Below are 15,186 nucleotides of genomic sequence, written 5' to 3' on the forward strand. Positions count from 1 at the left end.
GTACGGCGCGGCGCGGGCGGTGCCGGGCGGTGCCGGGCGGGACGGCGCGGCGCGGGCGGTGCCGGGCGGGCGGCGGGCCGATGCGCACTGAACGGCGGTTTTCCAGGGGATGGTCAAGAGCCCGACTCAAGGACTAATCCCCCCGGATCGGGAATCATGGGAGGAAACTGCTAGGAGGCGCCGGTGAACGAGGTCTTCGAGCATCGCGGTCTCCGCGCCGCGATTCCCATGCTCCTGGTCGCGCTGCTGGTCCTCGTCGCGCCCGGCTGCCAGGCGCTCGACGGCGGCGGCGCGGGCCCCGAGGACGTCGCGCCGCCGGTCAAGACGCCGGTCGCCAAGCACGAGAAGCCGAGCGGGCGGCGCCCCGGCGTCGTCAACATCGACACCGAGCAGGGCCTGAACAGCACCCGCGCCGCCGGGACCGGGATCGTCATGGACCCCTCCGGCCTCGTGCTGACGAACAACCACGTGATCCAGGGCGCCACCACGATCAAGGGCACCGACACCGACAACCGGCGCTCCTACACCGCGCAGATCGTCGGCTACGACCGGCAGAGCGACGTCGCGGTGATCCGGCTGTACGGCGCGACCCGGCTGAAGGCCGCCGTGTTCGGCGACCCGTCCTCGGTGGGCGTCGGCGACCCGGTCACCGCCGTCGGCAACGCCGGCGGCAAGGGCGGCACCCCGACCGTCGTCACCGGCAAGGTCACCTCCCTGGACCAGACCGTCACCGCCCGCGACGACAGCGACGGCACCTCCGAGCGGCTCACCGGCATGATCGAGACGAGCGCGCCGATCAGGCCGGGCGACTCCGGCGGCCCGCTGCTGAACACCCGCGGCCGGGTCATCGGCATCAACACCGCGGCGTCGGCGTCGTTCACCGTCGGCAAGTCCAAGCCGAAGAGCACCCACCGCGGCTACGCCATCCCGTCCGACCGGGCCCTCGCGATCGCCCGGCAGATCGCCCGCGGCCAGGCGTCGTCGACCGTGCACATCGGCCGGACCGCGATGCTGGGGGTGAAGGTCCGCTCCGGCGACACGCAGGGCGCGCAGGTGGTCGAGGTCGTCCCGGGCACCCCGGCCGACGAGGCCGGCGTGCCGGTCGGCGCGACGATCATCTCGCTCGGCGGCGCCACGGTCGACTCGCCCACCACGCTCACCGGGCTGATGCTCGCCCACCATCCCGGCGAGACCGTCCGGATGGAATGGTTCACCGCGCAGGGCGCGCGGACGGCCGCCACGCTGCAACTGGCCGACGGCCCGCCGCAGTAGCGGGCGGCGGGCGCGGTAGCGGGCGGCGGGCGCGGTAGCGGGCGGCGGGCGCGGTAGCGGGCGGCGGGCTTCCATTGGGCGCGACTCGGCGGCGCGGGACGGCCCGCGGCGTGCGAGAGTGGAGGGACCCCGATCGCGAGGATGTGAACGATGACCCGCCAGGCGCCCGCCGATGACTTCGACGACACCGGGATGCGGGTGTCGAAACCGAAGACGTGGGCGGCCGGCGTCCCCGGCGTCACGGCGGCGCTGCGCCAGTCCTACGACCAGATGGGCGTCCGCCGGACGGCGCTGACGCTGCTGCGCGTCAACCAGAAGCGGGGGTTCGACTGCCCCGGCTGCGCGTGGCCGGAGGGCGACCACCGGCACGTCGCCGAGTTCTGCGAGAACGGCGCCAAGGCCGTCGCGGAGGAGGCGACGACGCGGCGCGTCACCCGCGCGTTCTTCGCCGCGCACACCGTCGCCGAGCTGGCGGAGCGCTCCGACCACTGGCTGGGGCAGCAGGGCCGGCTGACCGAGCCGATGATCAAGCGCGCCGGGGCGGAGCACTACGAGCCGGTCGGGTGGGACGAGGCGTTCGGCCTGCTGGCGTCCGAGCTGACCGCGCTGGACTCCCCCGACGAGGCGGTCTTCTACACCTCGGGGCGCACCAGCAACGAGGCCGCGTTCGCCTACCAGCTGTTCGCCCGCGCGTTCGGCACGAACAACCTGCCCGACTGCAGCAACATGTGCCACGAGTCGTCCGGTTCGGCGCTCGGCGAGACGATCGGCATCGGCAAGGGCTCGGTCCTGCTCGACGACCTGTACAAGGCCGACCTGATCTTCGTGGTCGGGCAGAACCCCGGCACCAACCACCCGCGGATGCTGTCGGCGCTGGAACGGGCCAAGAAGGAGGGCGCCCGGATCGTCGCGGTGAACCCGCTGCCCGAGGCGGGGCTGATGCGGTTCAAGAACCCGCAGCGGCCGTCCGGCGTCACGGGGCACGGCACGGCGCTCGCCGACCGGTTCCTGCAGATCCGGCTGAACGGCGACCTCGCGCTCTTCCAGGCCCTGAACCGGATGCTCCTCGAATCCGACGCCCCCGGCGCGCTCGACCGGGAGTTCCTCGACGCCCACACGCACGGCTTCGAGGCGTTCGCGAAGCACGTCCGCGGCCTCGACTGGGACGACGTCCTGGAGGCGACCGGCCTGACCCGCGGGGAGATCGCCGCGACGCTCGGCGACGTGCTCGCCGCGAAGCGGATCGTGGTGTGCTGGGCGATGGGCCTCACCCAGCACCGCAACTCCGTGCCGACGATCCGCGAGGTCGTCAACTTCCTGCTGCTGCGCGGCAACATCGGCCGTCCCGGCGCGGGCGTCTGCCCGGTCCGCGGCCACTCCAACGTCCAGGGCGACCGGACGATGGGCATCTACGAGAAGCCCAAGCCGGAGTTCCTCGACGCGCTCGCCGCGGAGTTCGCGTTCGAGCCGCCGCGCGAGCACGGCCTCGACACCGTCGACGCGATCCGCGCCATGCGCGACGGCAGGGCGAAGGTGTTCTTCGGGATGGGCGGCAACTTCGTCCGCGCCACCCCCGACTCCGAGGTCACCGAGAGGGCGCTGCGGTCCTGCCGGCTGACCGCGCAGGTGTCGACGAAGCTGAACCGCTCGCACGCGGTGACCGGCGAGATCGCGCTGATCCTGCCGGCGCTCGGCCGCACCGAGCGCGACGAGCAGGCGTCCGGGCCGCAGTTCGTCTCCGTCGAGGACTCGATGGGCATGGTGCACGCCTCCCGCGGCCGGCTCGCGCCCGCGTCCGAGCACCTGCTGTCCGAGGTCGCGATCGTCTGCCGCCTCGCGAAGGCGACGCTGCCCGGCTCCGGCATCGGCTGGGACGCGATGGAGCGCGACTACGACGTGATCCGCGACCACGTGTCCCGCGTCGTCCCCGGTTTCGCCGACTACAACGCCCGCGTCCGCGCCCCCGCCGGGTTCACGCTCCCGCACGCGCCTCGCGACGAGCGCCGCTTCCCGACCGCCACGGGCAAGGCCAACCTCACCGTCAATGAGCTGGAGGTGCTGCGCGTCCCGGAGGGCCGGCTGCTGCTCCAGACCGTCCGCAGCCACGACCAGTACAACACCACCATCTACGGCCTGGACGACCGCTACCGCGGCATCAAGGCCGGCCGCCGCGTCGTGTTCGTCAACCCGGAGGACCTGTCGGATCTCGGCGTCGCCGACGGCGCCACCGTCGACCTGGTGTCGGAGTGGTCCGACGGCGTCGAGCGGCGGGCCCCGGCCTTCCGCGTCGTCTCCTACCCCACCGCGCGCGGCTGCGCCGCCGCCTACTTCCCGGAGACGAACGTCCTGGTCCCGCTCGACAGCACCGCCGAGGTCAGCAACACCCCGACCTCCAAGTCCGTGATCGTCCGTCTCGAACCGGCCTGAACGGCTCCGGCGCCGGTGCCGTGCGCGATGGCGGTCGCGTCCGGGCCGCGCTGGTCTAGGCTCGGGACATGACGAACCTGCCGGAACACGCCGGTACGCCGGAAATGCGAGCCGGTGACGCCGACCGGGACCGCGTCGCGCAGGTGCTGCGCGACGCGGCCGGCGAGGGACGGCTCACGCTCGAGGAGCTCGACGAGCGGCTCGACGCGGTGTACGCGGCGAAGACGTACGCCGAGCTGGAGCCGCTCACCCGCGACCTGCCCGCCGCCGGGACGTCCGCGGCGCCCGTCCCGCACACCGGCGCCGACTGGCGGCCGGTCGACGGCGCCCCTTCCTGGTCGACCGGCATCGGCATCATGAGCGGCTTCACCCGGACCGGTGTGTGGAACGTCCCCCGCGCGTTCACCGCGTTCGCGTTCTGGGGCGGCGGCAAGATCGACCTGCGGGAGGCCCGCTTCGCCGAGGGCGAGGTCACGATCCGCGCGTTCGCCCTGATGGGCGGCGTCGACATCGTCGTCCCCGAGGACATCACCGTCCACGTCAAGGGCATCGGCATCATGGGCGGTTTCGACCACGGCGCGAGCGCCGCCGGCGTCCCCGGCTCCCCCACGGTCGTCGTGAAGGGCTTCGCGTTCTGGGGCGGCGTCGACGTCAAGCGCCGCGCCCGCCGCCGCGAGAAGAAGCTCCGCAAGGAACTGAAGAACCGCGACGACGACTGATCGCCGTCACCGCGTCAGGGCGGCGCCGAAGACCCAGGGAGACGTCTGGGCGATGAAGTCGGCGGGGAATCCGAGGGTGAAGCCGGTGGCCTCCTCCAGGCGGGCGACGGTCTCGGGCGGGAGGGCGAGGTCGGCGGCGGCGAGGTTGTCGCGGAGCTGGTCCTCGGTGCGGGCGCCGACGATGGGGTGGATCGCGCGGGAGCGGTGCATCGTCCAGGCGATCGCCACCTGCGAGGGCGTGGCGCCAATCTCCTCGGCGGCGTCCTGGACGGCCCGGGCGACGGCGTGGTCCCGTTCCGAAAGGGACGCGGAGGCGAGCCGCCCCCCGGCGGCGGACTCCGGGCTGCCGTACTTGCCGGTCAGCACCCCGCCGGCCAGCGGGCTCCACGCGGTGACGCCGAGGCCGAGCGACTCGGCCATCGGCAGCAGCTCGCGTTCGATGTCGCGCTGGAGCAGGCTGTAGGGGACCTGCAGGCCGATGAACGGGCTCCAGCCATGGCACTGCGCCAGCGTGTTGGCGCGGGCCACGACCCAGGCCGGCGTGTCGGAGATGCCCACGTACAGGACCTTGCCCGCCTGCACCGCGTCGTCCAGCGCCCGCATGGTCTCCTCCACCGGCGTGTGCCGGTCCCACATGTGCACCCAGTAGACGTCCACATAGTCGGTGCGCAGGCGGCGGAGGCTGGTCTCCAGGGACGCGCGCAGGTTCTTGCGGTGGTTCCCGGCGGCGTTGGGGTCGGCGCGGTCGCGGGAGACCGTGTACTTCGTCCCGAGCACGAACGAGTCGCGGCGGCCGCCGAGCAGTTCGCCGAGGATCTCCTCGCTCGCCCCGTCCCGGTAGTTGACGGCGGTGTCGATCATGTTGCCGCCGGCCTCGGCGTACAGGTCCAGCATCCGCCGGCATTCGGCCATCGGCGCGCCGACCCCGCCCTGCTCCCCGAACGTCATCGCGCCGAGGACGAGTTCGGAGACGCGGAGGCCGCTCGTCCCCAGCGTGCGGTACCTCATGCCGTCACCGCTCCGCCGAACTGTGCGGCGGCCCGCTCCGCGATCTCCCCCGGCGACACGTCCCGCACGCGCTGGTCCGGGTCGCCGACGACCAAATGAATCGCTGTCTGCGTCATGCCCGGGACCATACAACGTGTCTGGACATCATGTCCATACACAATGTCTGGCGTTGGCTATGATGGCTCGCATGCCTTCGAAGCGGCCCGTGAACCCCACCCGCCGATCCGGCTCGTCCCCGGCCTCCGCCGAGCTGAGGGAGCGGATCCTGTCCGCGACGCGCGAGCTGCTGCGCGAGCACCGCTTCGACGCCCTGAGCGTGGCCGACGTCCTGGCCGCCGCCGGGGTCTCCCGGGCCAGCTTCTACTTCTACTTCCCGAGCAAGCAGGCCGTGCTCGGCGAGCTCGTGCGCGAGGCCGTCGCGCAGGGGCAGCAGGCGGCACGCCCGTGGATCGACCAGGAGCAGGACCCGGTCTCCGCGCTCCGGGCGGGCGTGGCCGCCGGAGCGCGGCTGTGGCGCGACAACGCCGGCGTGCTCGCGGCCATCGTGGAGAGCTGGGGGTCGGACGAGGACCTGCGGAAACTGTGGCTCGAACAGATGGACCTGTTCACCGAGGCCGCCACCGCGCGCATCGAGTCCGACCCGCACGCCCGCGAACGGCTCGGTCCCATGGACACCCGCGCCGTGGCCGCCTCGCTGACCTGGCTCGGCGAGCGCCTCTACTACCTCGCCGCGACCGGAGTCCCGCCGTTCGACGACGAAAAGGTCCTCATAGACGTCCTCACCAACGCCTGGACGTCCACCCTCTACGGCAACGACACGCCTCGATCCAACTGAACTCGCCGCGAGCAGTCCCGGACGGCGCCCGAGCCGCAGCCGGGAGTCAGTCCGTGAGGCGGTCGAGCCATTCGGCGAGGAGGGTGGTCTCGGCGGGGGTCAGGCCGGGCGGCGGGTCCGTCGCGAGGGCGGCGCGGAGGGCGACCGCGGACGCGGCGCGGGTGTCGCGGGGGGCGGGGGCGCTCCCGGAGCCGTCCGGGACGGTCACGGCCGCGAGGACGGCCTCGCGGGTGCGGGCCGACAGGTCGCCGCCGTCGTCGCCGTTCGCGACCAGGAAGAGGACGACGCCGATGCCCGCGGCCTGGATCATCCGCGCGGCGGTCTCCACCGGGACGCGGAGCCGTCCCGCGCGGGCGACGGCGCCGACCAGGCCGAGCAGAATCGCGTACGCCTCGTCCGCGGCGGGCGGGGTGCGCGGCGAGCCGTAGATCAGCGCGTAGACGGCCGGGTGCGACAGGCCGAACTCGACGTGCAGGTCCCAGCCGTGGCGCAGGTCGTCGACCGGGTCGCCGGTGCCGGGCTGGGCGCGCTTGCTCGCGAGGTACTCCTCGAGGCCGTGCGCGGCGACCGCGTCCAGGAGTCCCTGCTTGTCGCCGAAGTGGTGGTAGAGGGTGGGCGCGCCGACGCCGGCGGCGGCGCAGACGGCGCGGGTCGAGACGGGCTCGCCGCCGGACTCGGCGATCAGCCGGGCGGCCGCCCGCAGGATGCGGTCCCGCCCGTCGGTGTCCTTCTGCACGCTCACAACATCGATGCTACATAACTTCGACGAACGTCGTTAGACGCGGTTGACGTGGGCATACCGGGGTCGGAACCAGAGGTTATGTAGCAGCACTATATGAGTGGGTATATCGTTGGTTCTGGCGGTCGCGATCCGGCCGCCCCCGTCTACGAGAGGAACGCGAGATGCGCAGCGCCGTTCTCACCGGCAAGGGCAGGCCGCTCGAGATCGTCGAGCGGGAGGTGCCCGAACCCGGGCCCGGGGAGATCCTCGTCAAGGTCACCGCCTGCGGGATGTGCTACTCCGAGGTCGGGCTGATGCAGGGGCACTACCCGTTCGGGCGGTTCCCGACCGTGCCCGGGCACGAGATCAGCGGGGTCGTCGAGGCGCTCGGCGCCGACGTCGGCTGGCCCGCGCCCGGCACGCCGGTCGGCGCCCAGTGGATCTACGGCTCGTGCGGGCGCTGCGACCAGTGCGTGCGCGGCGACCAGATCCTCTGCACCGGCGCGCCCCGGCGCGTCACCGGCATCACCGACGACGGCGGGTACGCCGAGTACTTCGTCGCCCGCGCCGGGTTCGTCACCCCGCTGCCCGGCGGCCTGGACCCGGTCGCCGCGGCGCCGCTGATGTGCGCCGGGATCACCGCGTTCAACGGGCTGCGGCACGCGGGCGCGACGGCCGGGTCGCGCGTGGCGGTGCTCGGCACCGGCGGCGTCGGCGAGATGACGATCCGGTTCGCGGCGGCCATGGGCGCCCGCGTCGCCGCGGTGTCGCGCTCGCGCCGCGCGGAGGACGAGGCGCGCCGGATGGGCGCCGAGCTCTACGTCGCCACCGACGAGCAGGACGCGGCCGAGGCGCTCCAGGGCTGGGGCGGCGCCGACGTCATCGTGAACACCGCGCCGAGCACCGCCCCCGCGCAGGCCGCGCTCGGCGGCGTCGCCCCGGACGGCACCCTGCTGGTCCTCGGCGTCGGCGCCGACGCCCTCGCGGTGCCGCCCGCCGCGCTTGTGATGAACCGCGTGCGGGTGATGGGCAGCCCGTCGGGCTCCCCGCACGACCTGCGCGACACGCTCGCGTTCGCCGCCGCGCACGGGATCCTCCCGGACGTCACGCCGGTGACGCTGGACGAGGCGCCCCGGGTCCTGGCCACGATGGCCGACGGCCGCCACCGCGGCCGCTCCGTCATCGCGTTCGGGTGAGCCGCTTCCACGGGCGGGCCTGCTCGTAGGCGCGGCAGGCGGCCATGACCAGGGCGTCGGCGTGGCGGGCGCCGACGACCTGGAGGCCGATGGGCAGCCCGTCCGCGGTGAACCCGCACGGCACGCTCGCGGCGGGCTGCTGGGTCATGTTGAACGGGTAGGTGAACGGCGTCCAGGACGTCCAGCGGGGGGACGGCGCGCCCGGCGGGACCTCCAGCCCCACGTCGAACGCGGCGATCGGCATGGTCGGGGTGAGCAGCAGGTCGTAGCGGTCGTGGAACAGGCCCATGACGCGGCCGAGCTCCATGCGGCGCGCCGTCGCGGTGAGGTATTCGAGCGCCGAGTAGCGGGCGCCCTGCTCGCAGATCTCGCGCAGGCCCGGGTCGAGGCGCGCGCGCTGCTCGGCGGTGAGGTGCTCCACGACCTTCGCGGCGCCGGCGAACCAGAGCACCTCGAAGTCGGCGACGGGGTCGGCGAAGCCGGGATCGGCCTGCTCGACCTTGGCGCCGAGCTCGGTGAACACCTCGGCCGCGGCGGCCACCGAGGCCGCCACCTCCGGATCGACCCGGGCGAAGCCGAGGTCGGGGCTGAAGGCGATCCGCAGGCCGGTGAGGTCGTGCGGGTCGCCGCCCGCGAACGGCGCGGGGGGTGGCGGCAGGGACGACCAGTCCCGGGCGTCGGCGCCGCACACCGCGTCGAGCAGCAGTTCCGCGTCGGCGACCGTGTTGGTCATCGGGCCGGTGTGCGCGAGCGTGCCGAACGGGCTGGCCGGGTAGTGCGGGATGCGGCCGTAGGTCGGCTTGATGGTGAAGGTCCCGGTGAACGCGGCGGGGATGCGGACGGAGCCGCCGCCGTCCGTGCCGAGCGCGAGCGGCGCCATGCCCGCCGCGACCGCCGCCGCAGCGCCGCCGCTGGACCCGCCGGGCGTGCGGGAGGCGTCCCACGGGTTGCGGGTGACGCCGGTGAGCGGGTTGTCGGTGACGCCCTTCCACGCGAACTCCGGCGTGGTCGTCTTGCCGGCGAAGACGGCGCCCTGCTCGCGCAGCCGCGCGACGGCCGGGGAGTCCTCCGTCCAGGGCCCGGCGGGGTCGATCGTCGTGGACCCGCGCAGCGTCGGCCAGCCGCGCGTGAGCAGCACGTCCTTGATCGAGACGGGCACGCCGTCGAGCGCGCCGAGGGTCTCGCCGCGCCGCCACCGCTCGGCGGACGCGCGCGCCATCTCCAGCGTGGTCTCCGGGTCGAGCAGGCAGAACGCGTTGAGCTCCGGGTCGTCCCGGTCGATCCGCGCGAGGACGGCCTCGGCGGCCTCGACCGGCGACAGCTCCTTCGCCCGGTACGCCTCCAGCAGCTCGACGGCGGTCAGGTCTGCCGCGTCCGTCATGGCCGTTACCCCCTCTGCCCGGCGTACGGGTCCGGTGTTGCGTTCGCGTCCGGGCGCACGTAGCCCAGCCGCTTGTCGACGACGTTGCGCAGCTCGCGACCGTGGACGAACCGGTCGAGGTTGTCGGTGAACAGCCGGACCAGCTCGTCGCGCCAGCCGATGACGTCCCCCGACATGTGCGGCGAGACGATCACGTTGGGCAGGGTCCACAGCGGCGAGGACGGCGCGAGCGGCTCGTCGACGAACACGTCGAGCGCCGCGCCCGCGACGCGGCCCGCGCGCAGCGCCTCGACCAGGTCGTCCTCGGCGACCAGCGGCCCGCGCCCGACGTTGATCAGCCGCGCGGACGGCCGCATCCGGGCGAGCGCCGCGGCGTCGATCATGTTCCGGGTGGCGGCGGTGAGCGGCGCGGCGAGGACGACGTAGTCGGCCTCGCCGAGCGCGTCGTGCAGCCGTTCCGGCGGATGGACGGTGCCGAAGTCGGGGTCGCCCTCGCGGGCCGTGCGGCCGGCGCCCGACACGCGGAGCCCGGCGGCGGTGAGGCGGCGGGCGATGGCGCGGCCGATCGGGCCGGTACCGACCACCAGCGCGCGGGCGCCGGTGATCCGCTCCGTCTCGCGGTGCCGCCACACGCGCTCGCCCTGCAGCCGGACGGTGGCGGGCAGGTCCTTGGCGAACGCCAGCACGAGCGCGAGGACGTATTCGGCGATCGGCTCGTCGAACACCCCTCGCGAATTGGTGACGATGGTGTTGCCTTCGACCAGGTCAGGGAACAGCAGCCGGTCGACGCCGGCGCTCGCGATGTGGACCCAGCGGGGGCCGCCCTCGCGCGGCCACGCCGCCGCCAGCGCGTCCGACCAGAAGTCCCACATGAAGAGCGCGTCGCACCCCGGAAGGGCGCCCGCGAGCTGGGGTTTCCGCACGTAGACGACGTGCGCGAGGCGTTCGGCGGCCGCCATGCCGGGCGGCGGGACGTCGTCCTGGAGGACCACCACGCGAGGCGGCCCACCGGACGCGTTCGGACCTTGCTCCATCGGCGGCCACTTTCGGTGTTCCGGAATTTACGGGAAGGCAACGTGGAGGGGCATTGACACGCTAGGAACGCTTCGTAGGATTGTCAACAATCAGCGGGGAAGAACCGCCAGGTGGCCGCGCTGATCGTGCTGCAAGACCGTCGCAACCGTATTGCCCAAGGCCAGGACGCGTCCCAGAGCGCTCTAACGCAAGAGTCCTTTCGGGTGGCGACGCTCTCGCCCACCCCTGTCCGCGGGGAGGCCCGGCATGGCCAAGCTCATGACCATCTCACTGGAGAAGCGCGGCGTGTCCTGCGTCGCCGAGCTCCTTGAGAAGGACGCGCCGCGCACCTGCGAGGCGGTATGGCGCGCCCTGCCCCTCGGAGGGGACGCGTACCACGCGAAGTACGCCCGCAACGAGGTCTACACGATGGTGGAGCGGTTCGCCGAGGAGGAGGTCGGGCTGGAGAACCCGACCGTGACGCCGATCCCCGGCGACGTCGTGTACTTCTCCTTCCCCGGCGGGATGCTCGACCGGGCGTTCAAGGAGGAGAAGAACATCCACGGGCTGCCCGGCGTCATCGACCTGGCGATCTTCTACGGCCGCAACAACCTGCTGCTGAACGGGGACGTCGGCTGGGTGCCCGGCAACGTGTACGCGACGATCGTCGACGGCCTGGACCGGATGGCCGAGGCGTGCAACGACGTCTGGCGGTCCGGCGCCGTCGGCGAGCGCCTGGTCTACCGCCGGCACGAGTCCTAGAGCGGTGGCCGCGCAGATGACATTCGACCCCACGCTGGTCGTCGGGCCCGAACTGGTCGCGCAGCAGGGCATCGGCGTGGTCGCGCCGTTCGACTTCGCGCTCGACCGCGAGCTGTGGCGGTGGACCCCCGACGACGTGTCGCTGTTCATGACCCGGCTGCCGTACGTCCCGGTGCCCGTCACCGTCGAGATGGCCTCGGCGCTGTCGGACCACTCGATCGTCCGGCAGGCGACCCGGGACGTGCTCGCCCCCGAGCCGCTCGCGGTGGCCTACGCCTGCGCGTCCGGCAGCTTCATCCGCGGCAAGGCCGGCGAGCTGGCGCTGCACCGGACGATGGCCGAGGCGGGCGCGCCCGCGGTCGCCACCACGTCCGGCGCGCTGGTGGAGTCGCTGCGGCTGCTGGACGCGAACCGGATCGCGGTGGTGACGCCGTACATCGACGCCGTCACCGGGCGGCTGGTCTCGTTCCTCGGCGAGCACGGCATCGAGGTGGTGTCGTCGGTCGGGATGGGGCTGCTCAGCCACATCTGGAAGGTCGGCTACGGCGAGATCGTCAGCGCGGTCTCGACGGTGGACCGGCCGGAGGCCGAGGCGGTGTTCATCAGCTGCACCAACGTGCCGACCTACGACATCATCGCCCCCCTGGAGCAGATGATCGGCAAGCCGGTGCTCACCGCCAACCAGGTCACCATGTGCTCGGCGCTGCGCGCCATGGGCCGCTCGGCGGCCGGCCCCGGGCAGTGGCTGGTGCAGCTCGGCCGCCCCACCGCCGCCTGACCCCCGATGATCGATGAAGGTAGGATTGTCGACAACATGCAGCACAACGGTCCCGCCGCGGGCTTCCTCTACCCGGGCTACAGCGCCGAGGACGACTACCCCGCGATCGAGCGCGCCCTGCGGAGGTCGGGGGCGGGCGACGTCAGCCTCCCGGTCGTGCACACGCTGATGCGCGAGGACGCCCACCGGGTCGACGCGCTGCTCGACATCGGCGGCGACGACGTGCTCGGCGAGGGCGCCCGCAAGCTGCGCGAGCTGGGCGTCCGCGCCGCCGTTTGGGCGTGTACGAGCGGCAGCTTCGTGTTCGGCTGGGACGGCGCCGCCGCGCAGGTCCGGGGCGTCGGCGAGGCCGCGGGCGTGCCCGCGTCGAGCACCTCGTTCGCGTTCGTCCACGCGGCGCGCGCGCTCGGCCTGCGCCGGGTCGCCGTGGCCGCGACCTATCCGGCCGACGTCGCCGAGCGGTTCGGCGCGTTCCTCGGCCACGCCGGCATCGAGGTGGTGGCGCTGTCCTGCCGGGGCATCGTCACCGCCGCCGAGGTCGGTACCCTCCGCCGCGACGACGTGCTGGAGTTCGTCGCGGCCAACGACCATCCCGACGCCGAGGCGGTGCTGGTGCCCGACACCGCGCTGCACACCGTGTCCTGGCTCGACGAGCTGGAGGAGCGGGTCGGCAAGCCGGTGCTCACCGCCAACCAGGTGAGCGTGTGGGAGGGGCTGCGGCTCGCCGCCGGCCCGGCCGGGCTCGCGCCGCGCGCCGGGTTCGGCCGGCTGTTCGCCGTCCCCGCCCCGGCACCGGGACGAGATCCCTGGCAGCTATGACGAAAGGGGCCCGCCGATGGGCCGGTTGGGTGAGCTGGAACCCGTCCCGCGCAGGTCGACGGTCGAGATCGTGTCCGACGAGCTGCGCTCGGCGATCATGTACGGGGCGCTGGAGCCGGGCGCGCAGCTCGGCGAGGCGGAGCTGGCCGCCCGGCTCGGCATCAGCCGCGGCCCGCTGCGCGAGGCGATGCAGCGCCTCGTCCAGGAGGGCCTGCTGGTCAGCGAGCCGCACCGCGGGCTCTTCGTGATCACCCTGGACGAGGGCGACGTCGAGGACGTCTACCTCACCCGGCTGGCGATCGAGCGGGCCGCCTGCCAGCTGATCATGCAGCGGAACCGGGGCGAGGCGGTCGCCCGGCTCACCGAGGCGCTCGAGGCGCTGATCGAGGCGGCGCGCGAGCGCGACCGGGTCCGGATGAGCGACGCCGACCAGGCGTTCCACGAGGTGCTGGTCAGCTCGTCCGGCAGCCCCCGGCTGGAGCGGATGGCGCACACGCTGCTGGTGGAGACGCGGATGTGCCTGAACGCGCTGCAGGACACCTATCCCGAGCCGTCGGAGCTGGTCGAGGAGCACCGCCGGCTGGTGGACGCGATCGGCGACGGGGAGGAGGAGCGGCTGCTGCATCTGATCGAGGAGCACATGACCGACTCGATCCGGCGGCTGCGCACCTCGTAGGAGGACCTCGTAGGGGGTCCCCTGGACAACCGGCCCGGGGCGACCTAGCGTGCAGATTGTCGACAATCTACCGGAGGACGCGATGGCTCAGCTCTCACCCCTGCTCAAGCAGGCCACCCCCGTCCTGGCCGAACGCGGCGAGGGCGTGTACCTCTACGACGCCGACGGCCGCCGCCACCTGGACTTCACCGCGGGCATCGGCGTCACCAACACCGGGCACTGCCATCCGCGCGTCGTCGAGGCGGCGCGCGAGCAGGTCGGCACGCTGATCCACGGCCAGTACACGACGGTGATGCACCGGCCGCTGCTGCGCCTGGTCGAGGCGCTCGGCGACGTCCTGCCGGACGGCCTGGACTCGCTGTTCTTCCTCAACAGCGGCAGCGAGGCCGTCGAGGCGTCCATCCGGCTCGCCCGGCACGCCACCGGGCGGCAGAACATCGTGGTCTTCCACGGCTCGTTCCACGGCCGGACGATGGGCGCCGCCGCGCTCACCACGGCGGGCACCAAGTTCCGCGCGGGCATCGGCCCGGTGATGCCGGGCGTCGCCGTCACGCCGTTCCCGCAGGCCTACCGGTACGGGTGGGACGAGGACGAGGCGACCCGGTTCGCGCTGCGCGAGCTGGACTACGCGCTCGCCACGTCCAGCCCGGCGTCCGACACCGCCGCGTTCGTCGTCGAGCCGGTGCTCGGCGAGGGCGGCTACATCCCGGCGCCGCCCGCCTTCCTGGAGGGGCTGCGCGAGCGCGCCGACCGGCACGGGATCCTGCTCATCGTCGACGAGGTGCAGACCGGGTACGGGCGGACGGGCAGGTTCTGGGGCCACCAGCACTCGGGGATCAGCCCGGACGTGCTGATCACCGCGAAGGGCCTGGCCAGCGGGTTCCCGCTGTCGGCGATCGCGGCGCCGGCGGCGCTGATGGAGAAGGCGTGGCCGGGGTCGCAGGGCGGCACCTACGGCGGCAACGCGGTCGCGTGCGCCGCCGCGCTCGCCACCCTGGAGGTCATCCGGGACGAGAACCTGGTGGAGAACGCGGCGGTGCTCGGCGTCCGGCTGAACGAGGGCCTGCGCAAGGTCGCGGCCGACCATCCGGAGATCGGCGACGTGCGCGGGCTCGGGCTGATGCAGGCCTGCGAGTTCAGCACGCCGGACGGCGAACCCGACACGGCCGCCGCCCAGCGCGCCCACCGCGCCGCCGCCGAGCAGGGCCTGCTGCTGCTCACCTGCGGCGCGTTCGGCAACGTCGTGCGGATGATCCCGCCGCTGGTGGTGGACGCGTCGCAGATCGACGACGCCCTCGCGCTCTGGTCGGCGGCCGTCGCCGGCGCGGCCGGCTAGGGCGGGTCCTTGGGGCCGGCCTTGCGGTAGACGACCGTAAGGACGGCGACCAGCACGATCAGCGCGGCAAGCACGATCGCGCCCTTGAGCAGCCGGTCGAGCAGCAGTTCGGTGAGCACGTCCGCGTCACCGCTCGCGACGATCATGGGTCCCCTCCGTCCGGCGGGCCTCGGTGCGGTCCAGGTAGTGCAGGGCGCCGCGGACGGCGAGCCGGCCGAGCTCGGCCCGGCCGCCGCTCCGCG

The 15,186-nt window shown here is 73.5% G+C and carries 15 protein-coding genes; 10 read left to right on the forward strand and 5 right to left on the reverse strand.

The features are described from left to right. The first annotated feature begins 183 nt into the window (after nt 1-183). The 3 genes from F9B16_RS41425 (at nt 184) to F9B16_RS41435 (ending at nt 4,418) form a co-directional block, all read left to right on the forward strand. Nucleotides 184-1,272, forward strand: a complete 1,089-nt coding sequence (locus F9B16_RS41425) for a S1C family serine protease (RefSeq protein ID WP_225992405.1) — start codon at nt 184-186, stop codon at nt 1,270-1,272. A 150-nt stretch (nt 1,273-1,422) separates the two neighbouring features. After that, complete coding sequence (locus F9B16_RS41430; protein WP_151545735.1) at nt 1,423-3,699, forward strand: FdhF/YdeP family oxidoreductase; 2,277 nt, start codon at nt 1,423-1,425, stop codon at nt 3,697-3,699. Between the two features lie 68 nt (nt 3,700-3,767). Further along, nucleotides 3,768-4,418, forward strand: coding sequence for a DUF1707 domain-containing protein (locus F9B16_RS41435; protein ID WP_225992406.1), 651 nt, complete (start codon nt 3,768-3,770; stop codon nt 4,416-4,418). A 6-nt stretch (nt 4,419-4,424) separates the two neighbouring features. Here F9B16_RS41435 and F9B16_RS41440 read toward each other — a convergent pair whose 3' ends face one another. Beyond that, entirely contained in the window at nt 4,425-5,426 is a 1,002-nt protein-coding gene (locus tag F9B16_RS41440; protein WP_151545736.1) for an aldo/keto reductase, read from the reverse strand. 187 nt (nt 5,427-5,613) lie between these two features. Here F9B16_RS41440 and F9B16_RS41445 point away from each other — a divergent pair, with 187 nt between their 5' ends. Next, nucleotides 5,614-6,261, forward strand: coding sequence for a TetR/AcrR family transcriptional regulator (locus F9B16_RS41445; protein ID WP_151545737.1), 648 nt, complete (start codon nt 5,614-5,616; stop codon nt 6,259-6,261). Nucleotides 6,262-6,307: 46 nt separating this feature from the next. On the opposite strand, the gene F9B16_RS41450 is transcribed toward F9B16_RS41445, so the two are convergent. Then, nucleotides 6,308-7,003, reverse strand: a complete 696-nt coding sequence (locus F9B16_RS41450; protein ID WP_151545738.1) for a TetR/AcrR family transcriptional regulator — start codon at nt 7,001-7,003, stop codon at nt 6,308-6,310. A 161-nt stretch (nt 7,004-7,164) separates the two neighbouring features. On the opposite strand from F9B16_RS41450, the gene F9B16_RS41455 reads away from it, so the two are divergent. Then, nucleotides 7,165-8,178, forward strand: coding sequence for an alcohol dehydrogenase catalytic domain-containing protein (locus tag F9B16_RS41455; RefSeq protein ID WP_151545739.1), 1,014 nt, complete (start codon nt 7,165-7,167; stop codon nt 8,176-8,178). On the opposite strand, the gene F9B16_RS41460 is transcribed toward F9B16_RS41455, so the two are convergent. Continuing rightward, nucleotides 8,162-9,559, reverse strand: coding sequence for an amidase (locus F9B16_RS41460; RefSeq protein ID WP_151545740.1), 1,398 nt, complete (start codon nt 9,557-9,559; stop codon nt 8,162-8,164). The genes F9B16_RS41455 and F9B16_RS41460 overlap by 17 nt on opposite strands. A gap of 5 nt (nt 9,560-9,564) precedes the next feature. After that, nucleotides 9,565-10,593, reverse strand: coding sequence for a D-2-hydroxyacid dehydrogenase (locus F9B16_RS41465; protein ID WP_151545741.1), 1,029 nt, complete (start codon nt 10,591-10,593; stop codon nt 9,565-9,567). A gap of 259 nt (nt 10,594-10,852) precedes the next feature. Here F9B16_RS41465 and F9B16_RS41470 point away from each other — a divergent pair, with 259 nt between their 5' ends. From F9B16_RS41470 to F9B16_RS41490, 5 genes are all read left to right on the forward strand, one after another. Beyond that, on the forward strand, nt 10,853-11,335 hold the full coding sequence (locus F9B16_RS41470; protein WP_151545748.1) for a DUF3830 family protein: 483 nt from the start codon (nt 10,853-10,855) through the stop codon (nt 11,333-11,335). A 16-nt stretch (nt 11,336-11,351) separates the two neighbouring features. Continuing rightward, nucleotides 11,352-12,113, forward strand: a complete 762-nt coding sequence (locus tag F9B16_RS41475; protein ID WP_151545742.1) for a maleate cis-trans isomerase family protein — start codon at nt 11,352-11,354, stop codon at nt 12,111-12,113. A gap of 36 nt (nt 12,114-12,149) precedes the next feature. Further along, on the forward strand, nt 12,150-12,932 hold the full coding sequence (locus F9B16_RS41480) for a maleate cis-trans isomerase family protein (RefSeq protein WP_151545743.1): 783 nt from the start codon (nt 12,150-12,152) through the stop codon (nt 12,930-12,932). Between the two features lie 16 nt (nt 12,933-12,948). Further along, nucleotides 12,949-13,608, forward strand: coding sequence for a GntR family transcriptional regulator (locus F9B16_RS41485; protein ID WP_151545744.1), 660 nt, complete (start codon nt 12,949-12,951; stop codon nt 13,606-13,608). An 82-nt stretch (nt 13,609-13,690) separates the two neighbouring features. Next, nucleotides 13,691-14,944 carry an aspartate aminotransferase family protein gene (locus tag F9B16_RS41490; protein ID WP_151545745.1) on the forward strand — a complete coding sequence of 418 codons (1,254 nt, stop codon included), beginning with the start codon at nt 13,691-13,693 and terminating at the stop codon, nt 14,942-14,944. On the opposite strand, the gene F9B16_RS51660 is transcribed toward F9B16_RS41490, so the two are convergent. Continuing rightward, on the reverse strand, nt 14,941-15,090 hold the full coding sequence (locus F9B16_RS51660; protein ID WP_192809243.1) for a hypothetical protein: 150 nt from the start codon (nt 15,088-15,090) through the stop codon (nt 14,941-14,943). The genes F9B16_RS41490 and F9B16_RS51660 overlap by 4 nt on opposite strands. Nucleotides 15,091-15,186: the final 96 nt, after the last annotated feature.

This window comes from Actinomadura montaniterrae (genome assembly GCF_008923365.1).
GTDB lineage: Bacteria > Actinomycetota > Actinomycetes > Streptosporangiales > Streptosporangiaceae > Spirillospora > Spirillospora montaniterrae.

Bases quoted from the DNA above. Each gene is read 5' to 3' on its own strand.
- F9B16_RS41475 (WP_151545742.1), top strand. From the start codon at position 11,352: ATGACATTCGACCCCACGCTGGTCGTCGGGCCCGAACTGGTCGCGCAG.
- F9B16_RS41485 (WP_151545744.1), top strand. From the start codon at position 12,949: ATGGGCCGGTTGGGTGAGCTGGAACCCGTCCCGCGCAGGTCGACGGTC.
- F9B16_RS41430 (WP_151545735.1), top strand. From the start codon at position 1,423: ATGACCCGCCAGGCGCCCGCCGATGACTTCGACGACACCGGGATGCGG.
- F9B16_RS41455 (WP_151545739.1), top strand. From the start codon at position 7,165: ATGCGCAGCGCCGTTCTCACCGGCAAGGGCAGGCCGCTCGAGATCGTC.
- F9B16_RS41460 (WP_151545740.1), bottom strand. From the start codon at position 9,559: ATGACGGACGCGGCAGACCTGACCGCCGTCGAGCTGCTGGAGGCGTAC.
- F9B16_RS41465 (WP_151545741.1), bottom strand. From the start codon at position 10,593: ATGGAGCAAGGTCCGAACGCGTCCGGTGGGCCGCCTCGCGTGGTGGTC.
- F9B16_RS41480 (WP_151545743.1), top strand. From the start codon at position 12,150: ATGCAGCACAACGGTCCCGCCGCGGGCTTCCTCTACCCGGGCTACAGC.
- F9B16_RS41445 (WP_151545737.1), top strand. From the start codon at position 5,614: ATGCCTTCGAAGCGGCCCGTGAACCCCACCCGCCGATCCGGCTCGTCC.
- F9B16_RS41490 (WP_151545745.1), top strand. From the start codon at position 13,691: ATGGCTCAGCTCTCACCCCTGCTCAAGCAGGCCACCCCCGTCCTGGCC.
- F9B16_RS41435 (WP_225992406.1), top strand. From the start codon at position 3,768: ATGACGAACCTGCCGGAACACGCCGGTACGCCGGAAATGCGAGCCGGT.
- F9B16_RS51660 (WP_192809243.1), bottom strand. From the start codon at position 15,090: ATGATCGTCGCGAGCGGTGACGCGGACGTGCTCACCGAACTGCTGCTC.
- F9B16_RS41440 (WP_151545736.1), bottom strand. From the start codon at position 5,426: ATGAGGTACCGCACGCTGGGGACGAGCGGCCTCCGCGTCTCCGAACTC.
- F9B16_RS41470 (WP_151545748.1), top strand. From the start codon at position 10,853: ATGACCATCTCACTGGAGAAGCGCGGCGTGTCCTGCGTCGCCGAGCTC.